The following is a 19175-nucleotide window of genomic DNA, read 5'->3' on the forward strand; positions in this document are numbered from 1 at the left end:
TTAATGGGAAATCACATCGGATGTGAAGCACGCGTCACGTGACGCCGGAGGTGTACGGCGGGCTCGGAGCGGCCGGGCGCCTGTGATTCACTGGTGGACATGGTGCTGTCCCCGACCGCGGCCACCCGCCCGCGCAACCGCAAGCAGCTGATCGTCGAGGCGGCCGGCCGGGTGTTCAGCGAGCGCGGCTACCACGCGGCGTCGATGGAGGAGATCGCGGCCGCCGTGGGCATCACGGCCACGGCCCTGTACCGGCATTTCCCCAACAAGTACGCGCTGTTCGCCGAGTGCGCGAACGTGATGGCGGACCGGCTCGTCGCCACGCTCGACGAGGTGCCGTCCGAGGCGGAGCTAGCCGAGGTGCTCGGCGCCGTCACCCGGGTCGCGGTGGAGCACCGCGCGTCCGGCGGGCTCTACCGCTGGGAGGCGCGCTATCTCGAAGCCGGGGACCGGCGCCTCCTCAAGGGGAAGTTCGCGCGAGTCGTGGAGCGGGTGTCCGAGGCCGTACGGCGCGAACATCCACGGCACGACGTGCGGTTGCGTGCCGTCGCGGCGCTCGGCGTGATCGGATCGGTCACCCAGCATCACAACTCCATCGCCAGGAAGCGCCTGGAGGAGGTGCTCCTGACCTCCGCGCTCCGCGTCGCGGACACCGCACCCGCGGGTGAGGCGCCCGGCCCGCGAACGGTCGTGCCGCCCGCCCAGCCGGTGCCGCGCACACGTCGGGCGGAGATCCTTGCGGCGGCCATCCCGCTGTTCGCGCGGGACGGGTTCGCAAAGGTCACCAACGGGCAGATCGCACAGGCCGTAGGCCTCGCGCCGTCCGCGCTCTACCGGCACTACGCCACCAAGGTGGACATCCTGGTGGCGGCCTGTCTGCAGGCGGCCGCCCTCCTGGAGCAGGCGGTGGAGCGCAGCCTGGCCGAAGTGAGCGACGCGCGGGACGCGGTGGTCGCACTGGCGGCGGCGTACGTCGGCTACAGCTTCGAGCACACCGCGCTGATCAGCGTCGCGGCAGCCGAGGTCGCCGGTCTGCCGGACGACCTGCGGCGGCCCCTGATCCTCGCGCAGCGCGAACACATCGCCGTGTGGGAGCAGCAACTGCTGATCGCCCGGCCCGAACTGGATGCGCGCCAGGCCCGGGTTCTGGTGCATGCGGGCTTCGGGGTGGTGGTCGAAGCCGGTCGCAGTCTGCGCCGGCAGGACTCCCCCGCGCACCGGAGCGCCGTCACTGCCTTGGTCGTTCGGGCGCTGGGGCTGTGACGGATATGAGGTGCCGGCGGACGCCCGGTACTGGTGGGCGTGCGGGGCGTCCCGCTCTCGTTCAGGCACCCGGCCTGTTCGCCGTCGGGAGCGTGATCGGGGTCTGGGTCGTCGACGTGCCGTTGCTGAGGTAGAGCATCGCGATGCCGCGCAGGGCTTGGTCGAAGAGGTAGCCGCTGCCGGGCAGCACCCCGGAGGTTCCCTCGCGGAAGGCCACGTACAGCGGCCATTCGATACGGATCAGGGCCGCCTGCCCCCAGTCGCGCCGCAGCCCGAGCCAGTCACCGGTCTCGTTGCCGAGGAGATAGCGCACGAATTCGTTGGCGAAGCCGGTGGCCAGGCCGAACGTGGGCTGGGTGATGTAGCCGAGGAGGGTCTCGGCGAGGCTGTTGCCCTCGGTCGTGGGGCCGAGGTCGGGCCAGAGCATCGAGTCCGCCTGCTCCAACGCGTCCGCCCAGGTGGCCGGGATGAACTGCCGCTGCACCCCGAGCAGATGAAGGGCCACCTGCCAGGCATGCAGATCGGCTTCCTTCTCCGCGGCCGAGAGTCGGATGCCCCACTGGAGCAGCTTCGCGTGGGAGTACGTGGCGGTGGAGTGGAAGGTGCGCAGGATGTCACCGTTGCTGATCGGCTTCGGCTGGTCGGCACTCTCCATGAACCGTGCCGAGGTGGGCAGCAGGTTGCGGACGACCGAGTGCACGAGGCGGGTCTTGTTGGCGGTGACGATGAAGTGGCCCCGCGGCTGCCAGGCGGTCTCGGAGTTGAGGTCGTAGCCGAAGGTGAAGGTCTTGGCCGCGCGGTCCTTCATGTTGGCGCCGCCCGCGGACCAGTAGACCGCTCGGGCCTCGCGCGGGATGACCGTGCTCATGATGCCGCTGCCCAGGCTCTGAGTGACGAACAGGTAGGAGGCAAGGCGCTTGTAGTAGCGCTCGGAGGCGGCGAGACGGGTGGCGTCGGCCCAGTCCGGCAGCCGGTTCACCTTCGACAGGTAGGCGGTGAGGTAGCCGGGCATGCCGGACGGCAGCGGGTCCGCGTTGTCGACCCAGGAACGCCACGCGGTGTTGACCGCCGGGATCGCGCCGTCCGCCAGGAGCCGTACGGCCAGGGCGTCCGGCTCGGGGTCCCAGACCTGGAACGGGTCGGTGACCGCGTCGGCGCCGGCGAGGGAGCCCGCGGACGACCAGGCCCAGGCCTTGGGAGCGGCCGCCACGCCCGCGAGGCTGAGCGCAGCACCTAACGAGAGTGCGCTTCGCCTGCTGATATTTCCCATTCACTTACCTACTTTCAAGCAGGTCGGAGTGAGCCTCGACTCGCTTGTACACCTTCGCATTCGAGCGATCGTCGAGACTTTCCATGGGTGTGATTTCTGGTTAACATAACGACGCGTGGTGAGGTCGGCAAGGCCTCCTGCGTGAACCGGCACACGGCCCCGTTTCCGCCCCCGCACTCGACCCGGATCAGGAGTGTCCCCGTGACCAGTGCGATCTCAGGCCCGCGGTCCCTCTACGACGAGGAGCACGAGCTGCTGCGCGGGACGGTCCGCGCGTTCGCCGACAAGCACGCCGCGCCGCACGCGGAGCGGTGGCGGGCGGAAGGCAAGGTCGACCGCGTGCTGTTCCTCGAGGCCGCACGCGCGGGCATCCTCGGCTTCAACATCCCCGAGGAGTACGGGGGCGGCGGGGTCACCGACTTCCGCTTCAACGCGGTGATCGGCGAGGAGTTCTGCCGCCACCCCGCCTCCGACGCGCTCGCGGGCGTGGGCCTGTCCAACGACATCGTGGTGCCCTACTTCACCGACCTGACGAACGACGAGCAGAAGGCCCGCTGGCTGCCCGGGATCGCCGCCGGCGAACTCGTCGTGGCGGTCGCGATGACCGAACCCGGCACCGGCAGCGACCTGGCCGGTATCGCCACCACCGCCGTACGCGACGGCGACGACTACCTCGTCAACGGCGCCAAGGTCTTCATCTCCAACGGCCAGAACGCCGACCTCGTCGTCACCGCCGTCCGCACCGGCCCGGACCGGCACGGCGGACTGAGCCTGCTGGTCATCGAGACGGACCGCCCCGGCTTCGCGCGCGGCCGCAACCTGGAGAAGGTGGGCCTGCACGCCCAGGACACCAGCGAACTGTCCTTCCAGGACGTACGCGTCCCGGCCGCGAACCTCCTCGGCGCGGAAGGTGCGGGCTTCAAGCACCTGATGCGCAACCTCCCCCAGGAGCGCATCTCGATCGCCGCCCACGCCATCGCCTCCATCGAGGACGTCCTCGAACGCACCCTCGACTACGTCAAGCAGCGCCGGGCCTTCGGCCGCCCGATCGGCTCATTCCAGAACACCCGCTTCGAACTCGCCGAGATGGTCACCACGGCCCGCGTGGGCCGCAGCCACCTCGACGCCCTCCTGGCCCGCCACTCCCGCGGCGAACTGTCGGCGGTGGACGCGGCGGCCGCGAAGTTCTGGGCCACCGAGCAGTACGTCAATATCGTCGGCCGCTGCGTCCAACTCCATGGCGCGTACGGCTATATGCGCGAGTACCGGATCGCACAGGACTATCTCGACTCGCGGATCACCACGATCTACGGCGGTACGACAGAGATCATGAAGGAGATCGTGGGGCGGGATCTGGGCTTGTAGAACCAAGCCACGCGCAGGCGCGTCGTCCTCCTCGACGGCTCGGATGCTCTGGAGCGGGGGTCGAGGATGGGGACCAGGCGCGTGGAGGGCGAGCGGGTGGGGAGTGAGCAGTGTCCGCAGTGCGGGGCGGCGATGCCGGTGCACGGCGCGCACGTCGTGTGGTGTTCCGCCTGTGACTGGAACGTGGCGCCCGAGCTGTTCGTGTTCGGGCTCGGCCGGACGGCCGAGCGGCGGGCCGAGGTGGCGGGGCAGCGGGCCGAGCAGGTCTTCCAGGAGCTGCTCAGGAACGGGGACTTCGGGCGCCGCTCACGGTGGACGGCCGCGCGGATCGCCGCGTACGGGCTGTCCTGCGGTGTCGTCGGAGCGTCGGTGGCACTGGCGGGCGCTGCAGTGGCGCTGCTCGTGACGGGCTGGTGGAATCCGCTCAGCCTCTCGCTCGGCATCGCGCTGCTGGTCTTCTCGGCGGTGCTGCGCCCCTGGGTTCCTCCGCTGCACCCGGAACTGCCCGCTCTCGACAGGGAGTCGGCGCCGCGCCTGTTCGCGCTGATCGACGCGGTGGCGAAGGAGGTCGGCACCCGCGGGGTGGACGTGGTGACGCTCGAACCCGGCTTCAACGCGTACGTCACCTCACGCCGGCCACGGCAGCGGATCCTGTGCATCGGGCTCACCCTGTGGGAGACGCTCACCCCGCATCAGCGGGTCGCGCTGCTCGGCCACGAACTCGGCCACTTCACCAACGGCGACACCCGGCACGGCCTGGTCGTCGGCAACGCACTGTGCACGCTGGCCACTTGGCGGCACTGGCTCGATCCGGGGCGGTGGCACGGCGGGCGGCTGCGGTATTGGTTCGGGCACGGCGTGCTGCGCTGGCCCTGGTACGCGGCTGACGGACTGCTGCGGCTGCTCAACCGGCTCAGCCTGCGCGACGCGACCCGCGCGGAGTTCCTCGCGGACCAGCTCGCCGCGCGCACCGCCTCCAGCGAGGCCGCGTACGGACTGGCCGAACGGCTGCTGCACGCCGACCGCGCCGTCGAAGCGCTCGACGGCCTTCTCGAGGACGGCGCACTCGACTGGCGCCGCAAGCCCTGGCGCGAGGCGGCCCGCGCGGCCCTCGATCTGCCGGACCATGAGCGCGAACGCCTGGTGAGGGTCAGCCAGTTGCAGTGGCACTACGAGGACGACACCCACCCGCCGACCCATCTCCGCCTGGCCCTGGCCCAGCGGTGCCTCTACGACGAGGCACGCGTGGAGTGCGGGAAGCAGCAGGCCGAGGCGATCGAGCGGGAGTTCGCCCGTGCCGTGTCGGCGGCGGCGTCCCGAGGGAAGTTGCGGATGCGGCGGGTCAAGCACTCCACCCGCTGACGGCGCCCCGCCCTGCCCCCCCAGTCGTCAACTGGCCGCAGCCACAATGATCATGACGGCGACGCCGGCAGCCACGCTCACGAACGCACTGAACCAGCCCCTGGCCCGGATCCGCTCGTACTCGTACGCCGAAGGCTCCGCATGCTCAGGGTCCTTGAACCGCCGCGCCTGCGTACGCCACCACCAGGCCTGCGGATCGCGGAAGGTGACGACGAGCACGAGCGCCCACACGTACAGCGCCACCGCGAACACGTTCAGAAAGACCGCCATACCGGTGCTGAGGCCCCCTCCCCCGCCCGGCGGCACGTAGATCGCATACGTTCCACTGATCACTGGACTCGCCGCATACCAAGACACCCTGCTGTCACCCCCGTTGCTCCCACGATGTCCCCTGTGCCGCAAGGTTCCCATCCCGCCGCGCCCTTCCGCGATGCCGGAGTCCGGCAACGTTACGGCGAAACGTATGCCGTGATCTGCTGCCCCGCCATTACCGTCATGCCGACCAAGTGCTGTCCACGGCCGGAGGAGACGTCATGCTCGAACGGATCGCTGAAGGTGTGCTGGTGCATCAGAGCGAGTTGTTGCTCAACAACACCGTGGTGGTGCAGGGCGGGAGCGGGGTACTCGTCGTGGACGCCGGGATCACCGCCTCGGAGATGACGTGCCTGGCATCCGACCTCCGGGCGATGGGTGAGACGGTCGCCGTCGGCTTCGCCACGCATCCCGACTGGGATCACGTGCTGTGGCACGGCGATCTGGGAGAAGACACGCCTCGGTACGGAACGGCCGGATGCGCCGCGTATCTGCGGGAGTTGATGGCGGACCCGGAGTGGAAGGTGCAGGTCGGCGAGGGCCTGCCTCCGGAGATCGCCGATGAGGTGCCGCTCGACTGGTACGGGAAGCTGGAAGGGCTGACCGCCGGTACGACGCGGATTGCCTGGGACGGTCCCGAGGTCCGGCTGATCGAGCACCCCGCGCACGCGCAGGGACATGCGGCGCTGCTGGTCGAGGAGTCCGGGGTGCTGATCGCCGGCGACATGCTCTCCGATGTGTTCGTGCCGATGCTCGACGAGTCCGAGGATCCGCTCGGCGACCACCTCGAAGGCCTGCGGCTCCTGGAGGACGCCGCCGGCGCCGCGGACATCGTCGTCCCAGGGCACGGGGACGTCGGCCGGGGTGCGGAGCTGCGGGAGCGGATCGAGCTGGACCGGGCCTATGTCGTCGCCCTGCGCGAGGAGAAGGACGTTGCGGATCCGCGGATCGGTGAGGCGGTGCGGCCCGGTTGGGAGTGGGTCAAGGACATTCACACCGGGCAGGTGGACAGCCTTGCCCGGAAGGGGCGTTCCCGCGGGTGAGGTGGGGCACGTGGACGGTTCAGGGTCGAGGCTGATGATGCCCTGACTTCGGAGCGTTCACTCACGCACTCGACGACCCACGTCACCCACGCGCCACCTGTGTCTGCCGGAATCGGCGATGGTTAGAGTGATCATCGAGCTTCTGAGTTTCCGAAGGATCGCAGCAGCGGCGAACGACGGTAATGACACGATCGATGGCATCGGAGGCGACCAGTAGTGAGAGCAGCGTGGCGAGTTGCTGCATTCATGATTCCCACTGCTCTGTTCGCAGCAGCTTGCAGTCAATCGATGAAGATTCCACAGGAGATCTGTGGAGTGCCGATCGATTCATCCTCCCTGGCTCCACTTCTGCCGGATTCGGGGGAGGTAACACAGTCACCGGACCAGTTCAGCTCGGACGAGAACTGCGTTCTGCGAGTCGACAATAGGCGCACCTTGCAAATCGACATACGCGGAACCGACAAGCCGCTTCCGCAAGTAGACTGGACCCCCGACAAGGACCTTGGGTACATCAGCGGAGAAGAGACAGCGGTCTCGTTTCCAGGTCGCGCAATCATCGGACGGAAAGGGGCTCTGGTAGAGACGGATTGCGGAACCCCGAGTGACTACCTAACACGGCCGGATGCCGGTCGTAACTCAAGCTCGTGGAGGCATTTCGCCACTTCCTGCGCAGCGACTGCGCCCAAGTGCTACATAGTCGGCGGCACGCCCTAGTTGAAGCGCAGGATCCGAGGTACGAACGTGCCCTCCGGACCGGCGGCCCGGCCAACCGACCACACCGTGTCCGTGCCGGGCACCGGAGCGAGGCTCACCGTGGAGGACTCGCCCTCGCCCGGCACGGCCGGTTCCATGTGGCCGGTGAACGACTGGCCGTCCCAGGCCAGGAAGTCCGGGCCGGGTTCGAGCGTGGTGGGGCTGCCGGGAGGTGCCCAGCGCAGTGAGTTCGCCACGGAGACCCAGCCGAGGCGGCCGGAGGCGTCCGGTGTGAGGGACATGATCCCGCCGAAGGTGGTGGGCACGGTGACGCGTTCCCAGGTCGTGCCGTCGTACCGCATCAGGAGCGGTGGGATCGGGCGGCCGGGCGGGCCGCCGATGAATCCGGCCGTGCCGCCTGCCCAGATCTCGGTGGGCGAGACCACCAGGATGGTGCCGAGGCCCGCGCGCGGGGTGCCGGCGACGACGGTCTGCGTCCAGGTCCGGCCGTCCCAGTGGGACACGGTCGCGCCGCTGCCGCTCGCGCCGGCCGCCCAGACGTCGTCACGCGACAGGATGTGCAGTCCGTACACGGTGCCCGGTGGTGCGGGTACGTCGCGCCACGTGTCGCCCACCTGGCGCTGCAGGCTCTGGGCGCCGTCGCGGGTGCCGAGCAGCCAGGTCTCCCCCGCGCCGGTGACGACCTTGTTCAGCTGGACGCCGCTCGGTGCCTTGACCTCGCGCCAGCCCGCACCGTTGTAGCGGAGCAGGTGGCGGCCGTCGGAGGCGTCCTTGCCCACGGCCCACACGGCGGTCGGTGAGGTGGCCGCGATGGACAGGAGCTCGCCCTGCCAGGTGATGTCGAGCAGGTCGTGGCGCTGCCAGTCGTTGCCGTCGAAGCGCAGCAGCAGGGGCGAGCCGGGCGTCGAGGAGGCCGCGCCCTCGGTGCCCACGGCCCAGGCTTCGTCAGGGCTCGTGGCGACGGCTGCGTTGAGGGCGGCCTGCGGGCGCAGTCCGGCCGGTACGGGGACGTGCGTCCAGGAGGCGGCCGTGGACGGCTCGGCGCGGTTCTGCCCGAGCGCCACCGCGTCCGGTGGCGCGGCGTTGCCGTCCGTCGACGGTGCCGCCATGACCGGTGGCGCCAGCAAGGCGGCGCAGGCGATCACGCTGCAGATGAATGACGTACGAAGTCCGTTCACCGGCCCTCCCCAGGACGTGAAGACCGTTCACGTTAGGGAGGGCCAACTGCCTTGAACAGAGAGCGCATTGACAATCCTGGGCCTCGCGAGGCTCACGGATGCTCTGGGTGGTGCAGGGCCGCGAGTTCGCCCGGGTCGAGTTCCAGGTCGAAGGTTTCCGCGAGGAGCGCTCCGATGTCCTCGGGGTCCACCTTGCGCTCCACGGTCCTGCCGTCGGGTGTGAAGGTCTTCCAGACGGTGCCGTCGATCTGATGGTGTTCCGTGCCGTTGAACCGCTGGGCGAAGAGGCGGGTGACGAACGGGGAGCGCGGGTGGGTGCCGACGTAGTGGCTGCCGACGCGGAAGTCGATCGGGTACTGCTGGAGCAGCGCGAACGCGTTGCGGTCGGTGAACCCGTCGGGGCCGTACTGCTGCAGCGACCAGATGTCGGCGAGGTCTCCGGGGCGCCGTACGAGGCGGTAGCGCCAGCCGTCGGCCTCCAGTTCGGCGCCGTCGGCCAGCTCGATGGGGGCGGTCGGTCCGGTGCCGAAGCCCACGTCGCACAGCCAGGACCGCGGGTCGTCGGCGAAACGGACGATCACCATGGCGTGCGTTGCGGGGGTCAGGCGCGGGGCGCCGAGCGTGATGCGGCCGCTGACCGCCGTGAAGTCGAAGCCGAGGCGCTCCAGTGCGGCAGCGAAAAGGACGACGTGCTCGAAGCAGTAGCCGCCGCGCCGCCGGGTCACCAGGCGCTCCTGCACGGAGGCCAGGTCGATGGGCAGCGGGAGACCGCGCACCGCGTGCACGTTCTCGAACGGGATGGAGGTCGTGTGGGCGCGCTGGAGGCGGCCCAGGGTCTCCAAGGTGGCCTCGCGCGGGCCCTCGAACGCGATCCTCTCCAGGTATGCCTCGAGGTCCAGGTCCCCGCCCTGCCACACCGCTGCCGACTGCTGCTCGTTCATTCCTCGCCTCTCGTCCCCGCTGACATCACGGGCCGCCGCACATCACGTACGTATGAACGCGCACGTATGAATGCGCACGTTTGAATGTATGTACGGCAAGCCCCCAAGAACCTATGCGAACGTCGTGCCCGACGCGGAGCGCACCGGTCATTCGGTCGCCGGATATTGTGACGGTATGGCGGACAGAACCGGTGACGAGCCGCAGGTCGATGGGCGTTCCACCCGCTGGGATGAGCACAAGGCGCAGCGTCAGGTCGAGTTGGTGGACGCGGCGGTCGCGCTGATCGAGGAGGAGGGGACGCGCTTTCGCGTGCAGCGGCTCGCGGAGCGCGTGGGGGTGCCGCGTTCCGTGCTCTACCGCCACTTCAAGGACCGGGCCACGCTGGACGAGTTGATCCGCCGGCGCGTGGTGGAGTCGTTCATGCGGCGCATGGAGCCGACGCTCACCTTCGACGGCACGGTCGAGGAGGCCGTCAGCCGCGTGGTGGGGGCGCATCTGGACTGGGTGGCGCAGCATCCGCGGCTCTACAGCTACATGGGGGTCGGCGAGCACGCGATGGGCGACGGTTCGCTGGTCGCCGACACGAAGACGGCCATCGCGTTGATGCTCAGCGAGCGGTTCGGCGAGGTCCTGAAGGCGCTGGGCGTGCCGAAGGCACCGATCCGGTCGGTGGCCGTGGGGATCGTGGGGTTCGTGGACACCGCGGTCAACCAGTGGGTGAACGATCCTCAACGGGACGTGTCCGAGGAGGAGTTGCGGGCCATGCTGTGCCGCTCGGTGTGGGCCGTGCTCGACGCGACGCTGCGGGATCTGGGTGTGGAGCTGTCGCCGGACCAGCGGGTGTCCGACGTGGAGGGGGCCTGAGCCCCCTCCACAGGGGGTTCAGACGCCGACGGACGCGGTGGCGGCGGTCTGCGTGGCCGCGTCGCACAGTGACGCGGTGTCGGTGAGCTTCACGCGGGGACGGCCCTGGGTCTCGCCCGCCGCCCGTTCCGTACGGTCGATGGCGCGCCAGCCGTCCAGGCCCAGGGCGTCCGGGGCGAGCGTCTCGGCGGAGGCCGTGGGCGCGGTGAGGCGGCCCGCGGCGAAGTCGTCGAGCAGGGACGCGACGGTTTCCTGGGCGCAGGTCTTGTTGGTGCCGATGAAGCCGGTCGGTCCGCGCTTGATCCAGCCCGCGACGTAGACGCCGCGCTCGACGCGTCCCGCGTCGTGCGGGACGGTCGCGGTGCGCTCGTCGAAGGGCAGGCCCGGCACGGGGCGTCCTCGGTAGCCGACGGAACGCAGGACCAGCCCCGTGGGCAGGACTTCGGTGGTGCCCGTGGGCCGGGCCCGTACGGTGCCGTCCTCGTCGGTGTGCAGCTCGGTGGGCGTGAGTTCCAGGGCCCGTACGCGCTCGTCGCCGGTGATCCGCACGGGGGCGGTCAAAAAGCGCAGGACGATGCGGCGGCGGCCTTCGGACGGGGTGCGGGCGGCCAGCTCCGACAGGAGACGGGTCTTGTCGGTAGCTTCGGCGTCCAGGCCCTCGGGCCGGCCCTCGACCATGACGTCGACGTCCCGCAGGGCGCGCAGCGCGAGGAGTTCGGGCAGCGTGAACGCGGCCTGTGCGGGGCCGCGGCGGCCCACGAGGACGACCTCGCGGACCTGGCTGGTGCGCAGTGCGGCGAGGGCCCGGTCGGATATGTCCGTACGGGCCAGGGTGTCGGGGTCGGCGGTGAGGATACGGGCGACGTCGAGGGCGACATTGCCGTTGCCGATCACGACCGCGCGTTCGGTGTCGAGGGGGTAGGTGTCCTCGGCGTGGTCGGGGTGGCCGTTGTACCAGGCGACGAAGTCGGTCGCGGCGACGCTTCCGGTGAGGTCCTCGCCGTCGATGCCGAGGCGCTTGTCGCTGGAGGCGCCGACCGCGTAGAGCACCGCGTGGTGGGTGCGGAGCAGGTCGGCGTGGGTGATGTCGCTGCCGATGTCCACGCCGAGGCGGTAGGTGAAGCCTGGCTGCGACTCGATGGCACGGAACAGCTCGGTGACCTGCTTGGTGTCCTGGTGGTCCGGTGCGACACCGGCCCGCGCGAGACCGTACGGGGTCGGGAGCCGGTCGAGGACGGTGACACGGACGCCCGGGTGGCGCAGCAGCTCGTCGGCGGCGAACAGTCCGGCCGGGCCCGCGCCGACGACGGCCACCGACAACTCGCCCGCCGGGACCGCCCGTTGCTTCGGGAGCACGTACATCGGGGCGCGGTCGGTGTGCGGGTTGTCCTTGTAGTAGGAGGCGTTGAGTTCGAGGAACGGCAGCTCTGCCGCGCCGAGGGCCGTGTGCGGCTTGAGGGCGTCGACCGGGCAGGCCGTGGTGCAGGCGCCGCAGTCGACGCAGGTCTCCGGGTCGACGTACAGCATCTCGGCGGTGGCGAAGCCGGGCTCGCCCGGAGCTGGGTGGATGCAGTTGACGGGGCAGGCCAGCACGCAGGAGGCGTCGGCGCAGCAGGATCGGGTGACGACGTACGGCACGGCGGGCTGGTCTCCGTTCGGGCGTTCAGGGTGGTGCGGGCGCGGGCGGGGTACGGCTCGGGGCCGTACCGCTCCGGGGTGGTTCAGTCGGCGGCGGCGTGCGGCACGGGCTCGCCGCGGAAGCGTGCGGGGCGTCCGTCGATGCGCAGGGCGCGCCACAGCGGACGGGATGCCTTGTTCATCAGGCCGATGTCCTCCGCGAGCATCCGCACGTCGGAGAACAGGTCGTGCAGCATCTTGCGGCCGGCGTCCGACTTCCAGAAGACGTCCTTGACGACCCAGGCCGGAATGCCCACCTGCGCGGCGGACTTGCGGTCCGGGATCATGATGACGTCGCACAGGATCCGCATGATCAGCGGGAACAGCACGGACAGGGTGCCGCGGCGCGCCTTGCCGTAGCGCGGGACGCGCAGGCGCAGGAACTCGTGGGCGAAGGAGATGTGCCGGGCTTCCTCGGCGATGTGGATCTGCATGATGCGCTGCGGCAGCGGGTGCACGGGCTCGCCGCTGCGCAGGGCCGCCTTCTGCAGATGGTCGATGGGCTCCTCACCGGCGAGGATGCCGGTGAAGAACGCCTCGGGGTAGAGGGATCCGGCCAGCGGCAGGACGCGGCTGAGCTGACGGAACCAGCGCTTGCCGCCGGGGGTGTCGACGCCGGTGCGGTTCACCAGCTCCTGGAACATCTGGGTGTGGTGGGTCTCTTCGGTGATCTCGTGCGTGAGGTAGCGGAACTCCTCGTTGCGGTTGCCCAGTTGGTAGACGTAGTCCAGGGCGCCGCGCATGAGCAGGTTCTCGAACTGCATGCCCACCTTGGCGATGGTCGCCCAGCGCCAGATGCCGATGCGGATCTGCACGTCGAGGGGCTGCTTCTGATACCAGGGGTGGGCGCCGAGCGCGTCCGCGGAGGTGAGGACCCAGCGCGGGTCGCTGAGGTCCACCGCGAACTCGGGGTCGTCCCACTTGATGTCGGTGAAGGCGTTGAAGCTGACGTTCACCGAGCCCTCGGAGAGGGTCCGCAGGCGCTCGTCGTAGGCCTTCCTGGTCAGGTTCGCGGTCATGTTCGTCCTCGGTTGTCTGCTCGGCGGCTCGGCGGTCCCCGGCGGGGCGGAGTGGTGCAGGACGTACGGGTCAGGCGGCGTGGGTCGATTCCCGCTCGGCGGGCGCAGGCTCGGCGGGCACGGGCTCGGCCGCGGGCGGGGCCGCCTTCTCGAAGCGCAGGGCGCTGTCGTCGAGGGGGGCGCGCCGGAGCATGGCGCGGTCGCGGTAGTAGTTGTTCCACAGCCGCCACGGGTCGCGGGTGCCCTGGCGCGGCATGACCTCGTTGGCGCGGGCGATGTAGCCGGAGGTGAGGGCCTCGCCCATGACGGAGAACTCGGAGCGGTCGGCGTCGGTGGCGACGGGCGTGGCGATGTCGTGCCCGCCTCGGCGCATGTGGGCCAGCAGGCGGGCGGTGTAGTCGGCCGCCAGGTCCGCCTTGAGGGTCCAGGAGGCGTTGGTGTAGCCGATGATGAGGGACATGTTGGGCACGCCCTCGAGCAGCACCGCCTTGTAGAGGACGCGGTTCGTCACGTCCACGGGGACTCCGTCGACGGTGACGTCCATGCCGCCCATGAGGCGGACGCTCAGACCGGTCGCGGTGACGACGATGTCGGCTTTCAGCTCCTCGCCGGACTTCAGCCGGATGCCGTCGGCGGTGAAGGTGTCGATGTGGTCGGTGGCGATGGACGCCTTGCCGCTCTTGAGGACCTTGAACAGGTCGCCGCCGGGCACGACGCACAGACGCTGGTCCCACGGCTTGTAGTGCGGGGTGAAGTGCCGCATGTCGACGCCCTTGCCCGCCTGGGCGCGCACCAGGCGCAGCAGGATCCGGCGGGCCGCGTTCGGGTACTTGCGGCAGAAGGCGTAACTGCCGCGCTGCAGCGCGATGTTGCGGGTGCGGGAGATCTTGTACGTCAGCGAGGCGGGCGCACGCAGCTTCTGCAGCACGGCGGTGACCGGGTCGACCTCCGGCAGCGCGAGGATGTAGGTCGGCGAGCGCTGCAGCATGGTGACGTGCTCGGCCTCGTCGGCCATCGCGGGCAGCAGCGTGATGGCGGTGGCGCCGGAGCCGATGACGACGACGCGCTTGCCGCTGTGGTCGAGGTCCTCGGGCCAGTGCTGCGGGTGGACCACGGTGCCCCGGAAGTCTTCCTCGCCGGGGAATTCGGGGCGGTAGGGCTGGTCGTAGTCGTAGTAGCCGGTGGCTCCGACGACGTAGCCGGCGCTGTACGTCTCGTGCTCGCCGGTGCCTTCGTCCTCGACCTCGACGGTCCAGCGGCCGGTGGCGTGCGAGAAGTCGGCGCTGACGGCGCGGCGGCCGAAGCGGATGTGCTGCAGGATGCCGTCGTCCGCGGCGGCGTCCTCCACGTACTGCCGGATCTGCGCGCCGCCGGCGAGGATCCGCTTGTCGCGCCAGGGGCGGAAGCCGAAGCCGAAGGTGGACATGTCGGAGTCGGAGCGGATGCCGGGATAGCGGAACAGGTCCCAGGTGCCGCCGACCCGGGCGCGGCGCTCCAGGACGACGACCGAGGTGCCGGGATTGTCACGCAGGACGTGGCGGGCGGCGCTGATGCCGGAGATTCCGGCGCCGATCACCAGGACGTCGACGTGCTGCTGGTCCATCGCGAAGGGTCCTTCTCGCTCGTGGGCCCCTCAAGGGGCCGGGGCCGGCGGGCTGCCGCGCGGGCCGGCGGCGGTTGCTCGGACACGGGATCCACATCTGCGTGCTTCCCGCAATTTACCTGCGACACACTGTTTCAGATACCGCCGGTAACGTGACGTGGCCCACACCCTTGGAGGGATGAACACGGATAAACCAATCCGAACAACCCGCGGCTCCGAATCATGGACGTGACCACTCCCGTCCCCAGGAGGTCGCCATGAACACCCCGCTCCGCTTCCGCCGCAGCACCATCGCCGCCGTCGCGGCCCTGGCCTTCCCGTTCACACTCGCGGCCGCGCCCGGTGAGGACGCCATGACCGAGCCGTTCGGCCCCGCCTGTTCCTCGGTCCCGAAGGACGGCGCCGGCAGCTTCGACGGCATGGCCGAGGATCCCGTCGCGACGGCCGCGTCCAACAACCCGGCCCTGTCCACACTCGTCACGGCCGTACAGAAGGCCGGACTGGTGGACACACTCAACAAGGCCGAGAACATCACCGTGTTCGCGCCGACCGATGACGCGTTCGCGCAGGTCCCGAAGGCCGACCTCGACAAGCTCCTCGCCGACAAGGAGGCGCTGACGAAGGTCCTGACCTACCACGTGGTGGGCGAGAAACTGAGCCCCGAGCAGCTGGAGAAGGGCACGTTCGAGACGCTCGAGACCAGCACCCTCACCACCGAGGGCTCGGGTGAGAACTACACCGTCAACGACTCCGCGAAGGTGGTCTGCGGCAACGTCCCGACCGCCAACGCGACCGTGTACATCATCGACAATGTCCTGATGCCGAAGATGTAGTCCGAGGCCACCCCTCTGCGCCCCGTCCCCCTCTCGGAACGGGGCGCGCCCCTGTCGGAGGTACGGTCAGCCGCCCGAGGGACAGCCCGAGTCGGCGATCACGTAGTGGCCGGGCGCGGTCTGCTCCAGGGTGTGGGTGGTGAACGTATTCCACAGGCCCATGGCTTCGCCGGAACCGTTGGCGAAGGTGTAGCCGCCGCTCTGGTGGGCGCGGCCCGCGACCGTGTGCGCGTAGTTGCTCGCCGTGTCGCAGGTCGGGGTGAATCCGCCCGTGGTGGCGGTCGCAGCGGCGGAGGCCGCGCCCTGCGCGCCGTTCGCGTCGACCGCCCGGACCGTGTAGCGGTAGGTCGTCCCGGTGTTCAGGCCTGTGTCCGTGAAGGTCGTCGACGAGGTCGAGGCCGTCTTCGCATCGCCCCGGTAGACGTCGTACGACGCCGCTCCTTCCACCGCGTTCCAGTTGAGGGACGCGGTGGTGTCCGTCGTGCCGGTGACGGTGAGGTTCTGTGGCGCAGGAAGCGTGCCGGGGTTCTGGCCGCCGCCCTCGTCCAGACCCCAGAAGCGGGCGGTGCGGAAGCTGGAACAGATCGTGTCGAGGTAGTAGGTGCCCGTGGTGCCGCACTGCTCGGCGCCGCTGCCGGGGTCGACGGCGAGACCGTGGGGCATGCCCGAGATCGTGTAGACCTCGACGGCCGGCGCGCCCGAGGGGGCGTCGTAACCGTGGAGGGTGGTGCCGCCGCCGAGGCTCTCCGTGCGGGTCGGCGTCTGCCCGAGGCCGTGGACGTTCGTCCACTGGTCGCGCAGCGCGGTGGCGTTGGCGGGTTTGACCGTGGTGTCGGCGCTGCCCTGCCAGACGGCGACGCGCGGCCAGCTGCTGGTGCCCGCGGGCGCGTTGTCGCGGACGAGTTCGCCCCATTGGGCCGGGGTGCGGCTCGGTGGGCCGTTCATGCAGGAGAACGCGGAGGTGAGGCTGTTCGCGCAGTACGCGGGCGGCGCGGCGTTGATCGCCCCGCCGGCGAAGACGTCCGGATAGGCGGCGAGCAGGTTCGCGGTCATCGCGCCGCCCGCGGACAGGCCGGTGACGTGGATCCGGTCCGCGTCGCCGCCGTACAAGGAGATCGCCTTGTCGGCCATCTGCTTGACGGACAGGGCTTCGCCGCGGTCACGGGCGCTGTCGGCCGGTTCGAACCAGTTGAAGCAGGAGTTGGCGTTGTTCGCGCTGCTCGTCTGCGGGAAGACCACCGCGAAGCCGTAGGTGTCGGCGAGCTGCGGCCAGCCGGAGTGGCTGTAGTAGTCGTTGGCGCTCTGGGTGCAGCCGTGCAGGGCGAGCACGACCGGGGCGCCCGGGGGCAGACCGTCGGGGGCGTACGCGTACATCGACAGGTTTCCCGGATTGCTGCCGAAGCCGGTGATCTGGGTGAGGCCCGCCGCGGACGGGGCGGCCACGGCCTGACCGGCCGAGGTGACCAGAGGGCCGGCGAGGGCCAGCGCGCCCATGACGGCCATGAGCCGGCGGCGGATTCTCCGGAAGCGGAGCGGACGGTGCGGCTCGTCCATGGGGTGGGCTCCTTCTTCTGCGAACTCGGCATGCGGGGGCGGCGGTTGCCGCCTTGCTGCTGCGCATCATCGAGCGCGCATGCCAGGCGCGACATGGATCAGGACACCAGGGACGACGCGAAGGAATGTGTGCGGCATCCATTGCGGCGTTCGCGAACGTACGAGAGGAGCCCGCCGCCGGGACCGCCGGACTGCTTCACCAGCGCCCGGTATGAACAACTGCGAGAGCATGTGCGCGGTCAATCCACGCGGCAGCGGGCCTGTTCACCGACTGCCCCATCGAACGCTGCCTCCGCGACGGACCGCGTTCCTCAGACCGTCGCCGACGTATGACGCGCGATGCGGCCGTCCTCCACCTCGACCGTCTCGTCCGCGGCACCCAGGTGCGTACGGTCGTGTGTGACGAGGAGGGTCGCTGTGCCGCGGGTGCGGGTGAGCGTGGCGAGCAGGTCGATGACGGCCGCGCCCCGTTCGTGGTCGAGAGCGCTGGTGGGTTCGTCGACCAGGAGGACCGTGGGGTCGTTCATCAATGCGCGGGCGATGTTGACGCGCTGACGCTGGCCGCCGGAGAGCTGATGGGGGCGGCGGTTCGCCTGGTCCGTGAGGCCGACGGCGTCGAGGAGTTCGAGGGCGCGGTCGCGGGCCTTCCGTGCGCTGCGGCCGTCGAGGTCGGCCATGACCTGGAGTTGTTCGGCGGCGGTGAGGGACGGCAGCAGGTTCGGCTGCTGGAAGACGATGCCGATGCGGTGGCGGCGCAGCTCGGTGAGTTCGCGGCGGCTCAGGCCGGTGGTGGGGGTGCCGTCGACGGTGACGGTGCCCTGGTCCGGTGTGATCAGGGTCGCGGCGACAGCGAGGAGGCTGGACTTGCCGGATCCCGACGGTCCGACGACCGCGGTGAGCGTTCCGCCGGGCACGGTCAGGGTGACCTGGTCGAGGGCGGTGAGCCGGCCGTCGCCGTCGGGGTAGGTGAGGGTGATGTCGGTCAGGGCGATGCTCATCGGGCGCTCCCCAGGGCGGTCAGCGGGTCGACGGAGGTGATGCGGCGGATGGACAGGGCGGCCCCGAGCGCGCCGAGCGCGATCATCACGGCCGCGGGGAGCAGCACGGTGGCCGGGGTGAGGACGAACGGGATGTCGGTGCCCGCGAGCAGGGCTCCCGCGCCGGCCGCGAGTGCGGTGCCCAGCGCCGTGCCGCCGGTGAGCAGGACGACGGCCTGACCGAGCGCGTCCTTGAGCAGATGCCCGGTGGAGGCGCCGAGCGCCTTGAGCACCGCGACATCGGCGGAGCGCTGGATGGTCCAGACGGTGAAGAACGCCCCGATGACCAGCGCCGAGATGGCGAACAGGAAGCCGCGCATCAGCTGCAGCGAGCCGTTCTCGGATGTGTACGAACCGATGGCCGCCAGCGAGTCGTCCACGGTGACGGTCGCCGTGTGCGCTGCCTTGTCCGTACCCGCCAGATCCACGTCGTCGCCGGTGCTCAGGGCGAGGACCGTGGCGAAGGGACGCCCGCTGTCGCCCGTGGGCGGCGCGGTGCGCTGCCAGGTGTCGAGGCTCGTCCAGATCACCGGGGTGTGGCTGAAGTACGCCTCGCCCTGGACGGCGGCGACGGTCAACTGCCGCCCGGCGAGGGTGAAGGTGTCGCCCGCCGTCACGCCGAGTTCGTCGGCTGCCGCGGTGGACAGGACGGCCGTACGGTCGTCGAGGCGGTCGCTGTCCGGCGCGAGGGGCGAGCCGGGGCGGACCCCGAAGGCGGACACTCCGGCGCTCTTCGTCCCCGCGCTCGCCTTGGTGGTCGTGATGCCGAGCGGTTCCGCGGCGCTGACACCCGGGGTGCGGCTCCACTGCTTCCACTGCTCGGAGGTGACGGAGGAGTCGGCGTACGAGAGGTCCTCGCCGTCGCCCGGAGCGGCGAACGCGATCCGGTCCGCGGGCAGGTCGGTGACCGCGGAGATGTTCTGGCGGCCGAGCCCGGCCGTGAGGCCGGAGAGCAGGCCGACCAGCAGGGTGATGAGCACGATCACGGTGCCCATCAGGGCGAAGCGGCCCTTGGCGAATCTCAGATCTCTCCAGGCGACGAACACGGGCTTGCTGATCCTCTCGGTGGCGCGTCGGGCGGGTTCCGGCGGACGCCGGCGACCTGACTCCACCCTCGTCATCGGGACGCGCCGGGACAT

16 protein-coding genes are annotated in these 19175 nt (G+C 70.3%); 6 read left to right on the top strand and 10 right to left on the bottom strand.

Annotated elements, in window-relative coordinates; translation table 11 throughout:
* Nucleotides 1–99: 99 nt before the first annotated feature.
* Nucleotides 100–1263 carry a TetR/AcrR family transcriptional regulator gene (locus ACIBI4_RS00545; protein ID WP_399201280.1) on the top strand — a complete coding sequence of 388 codons (1164 nt, stop codon included), beginning with the start codon at nucleotides 100–102 and terminating at the stop codon, nucleotides 1261–1263.
* 61 nt (nucleotides 1264–1324) lie between these two features.
* Here ACIBI4_RS00545 and ACIBI4_RS00550 read toward each other — a convergent pair whose 3' ends face one another.
* A complete protein-coding gene (locus tag ACIBI4_RS00550; RefSeq protein ID WP_399201281.1) occupies nucleotides 1325–2533 on the bottom strand; it encodes an oxygenase MpaB family protein in 1209 nt (402 codons plus the stop codon).
* 201 nt (nucleotides 2534–2734) lie between these two features.
* Here ACIBI4_RS00550 and ACIBI4_RS00555 point away from each other — a divergent pair, with 201 nt between their 5' ends.
* Nucleotides 2735–3898 (top strand): acyl-CoA dehydrogenase family protein, encoded by a 1164-nt coding sequence (locus tag ACIBI4_RS00555; protein ID WP_399201282.1) that lies wholly within the window; start codon nucleotides 2735–2737, stop codon nucleotides 3896–3898.
* Nucleotides 3899–3964: 66 nt separating this feature from the next.
* The gene (locus ACIBI4_RS00560; protein WP_399201283.1) at nucleotides 3965–5260 is read left to right on the top strand and encodes a M48 family metallopeptidase; all 1296 of its coding nucleotides are present in this window, start codon (nucleotides 3965–3967) and stop codon (nucleotides 5258–5260) included.
* 27 nt (nucleotides 5261–5287) lie between these two features.
* Here the strand turns inward: ACIBI4_RS00560 and ACIBI4_RS00565 are convergent, their stop codons facing one another.
* Entirely contained in the window at nucleotides 5288–5530 is a 243-nt protein-coding gene (locus ACIBI4_RS00565) for a hypothetical protein (RefSeq protein ID WP_399201284.1), read from the bottom strand.
* A gap of 263 nt (nucleotides 5531–5793) precedes the next feature.
* On the opposite strand from ACIBI4_RS00565, the gene ACIBI4_RS00570 reads away from it, so the two are divergent.
* Nucleotides 5794–6615 carry an MBL fold metallo-hydrolase gene (locus tag ACIBI4_RS00570; protein WP_399201285.1) on the top strand — a complete coding sequence of 274 codons (822 nt, stop codon included), beginning with the start codon at nucleotides 5794–5796 and terminating at the stop codon, nucleotides 6613–6615.
* A 710-nt stretch (nucleotides 6616–7325) separates the two neighbouring features.
* On the opposite strand, the gene ACIBI4_RS00575 is transcribed toward ACIBI4_RS00570, so the two are convergent.
* A complete protein-coding gene (locus ACIBI4_RS00575; protein ID WP_399201286.1) occupies nucleotides 7326–8507 on the bottom strand; it encodes a hypothetical protein in 1182 nt (393 codons plus the stop codon).
* Nucleotides 8508–8599: 92 nt separating this feature from the next.
* Nucleotides 8600–9448, bottom strand: a complete 849-nt coding sequence (locus tag ACIBI4_RS00580) for an arylamine N-acetyltransferase (protein ID WP_399201287.1) — start codon at nucleotides 9446–9448, stop codon at nucleotides 8600–8602.
* Between the two features lie 175 nt (nucleotides 9449–9623).
* Here ACIBI4_RS00580 and ACIBI4_RS00585 point away from each other — a divergent pair, with 175 nt between their 5' ends.
* Nucleotides 9624–10313, top strand: coding sequence for a TetR/AcrR family transcriptional regulator (locus ACIBI4_RS00585; protein ID WP_399201288.1), 690 nt, complete (start codon nucleotides 9624–9626; stop codon nucleotides 10311–10313).
* An 18-nt stretch (nucleotides 10314–10331) separates the two neighbouring features.
* On the opposite strand, the gene ACIBI4_RS00590 is transcribed toward ACIBI4_RS00585, so the two are convergent.
* From ACIBI4_RS00590 to ACIBI4_RS00600, 3 genes are all read right to left on the bottom strand, one after another.
* Nucleotides 10332–11951: an FAD-dependent oxidoreductase gene (locus ACIBI4_RS00590; RefSeq protein ID WP_399201289.1), complete on the bottom strand. Its 1620-nt coding sequence runs from the start codon at nucleotides 11949–11951 to the stop codon at nucleotides 10332–10334.
* 83 nt (nucleotides 11952–12034) lie between these two features.
* Nucleotides 12035–13009, bottom strand: a complete 975-nt coding sequence (locus ACIBI4_RS00595; protein WP_399201290.1) for a diiron oxygenase — start codon at nucleotides 13007–13009, stop codon at nucleotides 12035–12037.
* 70 nt (nucleotides 13010–13079) lie between these two features.
* A complete protein-coding gene (locus tag ACIBI4_RS00600; protein ID WP_399201291.1) occupies nucleotides 13080–14612 on the bottom strand; it encodes a flavin-containing monooxygenase in 1533 nt (510 codons plus the stop codon).
* 257 nt (nucleotides 14613–14869) lie between these two features.
* On the opposite strand from ACIBI4_RS00600, the gene ACIBI4_RS00605 reads away from it, so the two are divergent.
* Nucleotides 14870–15445: a fasciclin domain-containing protein gene (locus ACIBI4_RS00605; RefSeq protein ID WP_399201292.1), complete on the top strand. Its 576-nt coding sequence runs from the start codon at nucleotides 14870–14872 to the stop codon at nucleotides 15443–15445.
* Nucleotides 15446–15511: 66 nt separating this feature from the next.
* Here the strand turns inward: ACIBI4_RS00605 and ACIBI4_RS00610 are convergent, their stop codons facing one another.
* The 3 genes from ACIBI4_RS00610 to ACIBI4_RS00620 all read right to left on the bottom strand — a co-directional run bounded on the left by ACIBI4_RS00610 (nucleotide 15512) and on the right by ACIBI4_RS00620 (nucleotide 19082).
* Nucleotides 15512–16999 carry a PHB depolymerase family esterase gene (locus tag ACIBI4_RS00610; protein WP_399201293.1) on the bottom strand — a complete coding sequence of 496 codons (1488 nt, stop codon included), beginning with the start codon at nucleotides 16997–16999 and terminating at the stop codon, nucleotides 15512–15514.
* Nucleotides 17000–17310: 311 nt separating this feature from the next.
* Entirely contained in the window at nucleotides 17311–17997 is a 687-nt protein-coding gene (locus ACIBI4_RS00615) for an ABC transporter ATP-binding protein (protein ID WP_399201295.1), read from the bottom strand.
* Complete coding sequence (locus tag ACIBI4_RS00620; protein WP_399201296.1) at nucleotides 17994–19082, bottom strand: ABC transporter permease; 1089 nt, start codon at nucleotides 19080–19082, stop codon at nucleotides 17994–17996. The genes ACIBI4_RS00615 and ACIBI4_RS00620 overlap by 4 nt, the downstream gene beginning before the upstream one ends.
* Nucleotides 19083–19175: the final 93 nt, after the last annotated feature.

It is taken from the genome of Streptomyces sp. NPDC050418 (assembly GCF_044458745.1).
Taxonomy (GTDB): Bacteria; Actinomycetota; Actinomycetes; order Streptomycetales; family Streptomycetaceae; genus Streptomyces.

Bases quoted from the DNA above. Each gene is read 5' to 3' on its own strand.
- ACIBI4_RS00580 (WP_399201287.1), bottom strand. From the start codon at position 9,448: ATGAACGAGCAGCAGTCGGCAGCGGTGTGGCAGGGCGGGGACCTGGAC.
- ACIBI4_RS00585 (WP_399201288.1), top strand. From the start codon at position 9,624: ATGGCGGACAGAACCGGTGACGAGCCGCAGGTCGATGGGCGTTCCACC.
- ACIBI4_RS00565 (WP_399201284.1), bottom strand. From the start codon at position 5,530: ATGGCGGTCTTTCTGAACGTGTTCGCGGTGGCGCTGTACGTGTGGGCG.
- ACIBI4_RS00550 (WP_399201281.1), bottom strand. From the start codon at position 2,533: ATGGGAAATATCAGCAGGCGAAGCGCACTCTCGTTAGGTGCTGCGCTC.
- ACIBI4_RS00615 (WP_399201295.1), bottom strand. From the start codon at position 17,997: ATGAGCATCGCCCTGACCGACATCACCCTCACCTACCCCGACGGCGAC.
- ACIBI4_RS00605 (WP_399201292.1), top strand. From the start codon at position 14,870: ATGAACACCCCGCTCCGCTTCCGCCGCAGCACCATCGCCGCCGTCGCG.
- ACIBI4_RS00610 (WP_399201293.1), bottom strand. From the start codon at position 16,999: ATGGACGAGCCGCACCGTCCGCTCCGCTTCCGGAGAATCCGCCGCCGG.
- ACIBI4_RS00595 (WP_399201290.1), bottom strand. From the start codon at position 13,009: ATGACCGCGAACCTGACCAGGAAGGCCTACGACGAGCGCCTGCGGACC.
- ACIBI4_RS00600 (WP_399201291.1), bottom strand. From the start codon at position 14,612: ATGGACCAGCAGCACGTCGACGTCCTGGTGATCGGCGCCGGAATCTCC.
- ACIBI4_RS00570 (WP_399201285.1), top strand. From the start codon at position 5,794: ATGCTCGAACGGATCGCTGAAGGTGTGCTGGTGCATCAGAGCGAGTTG.
- ACIBI4_RS00545 (WP_399201280.1), top strand. From the start codon at position 100: ATGGTGCTGTCCCCGACCGCGGCCACCCGCCCGCGCAACCGCAAGCAG.
- ACIBI4_RS00560 (WP_399201283.1), top strand. From the start codon at position 3,965: ATGGGGACCAGGCGCGTGGAGGGCGAGCGGGTGGGGAGTGAGCAGTGT.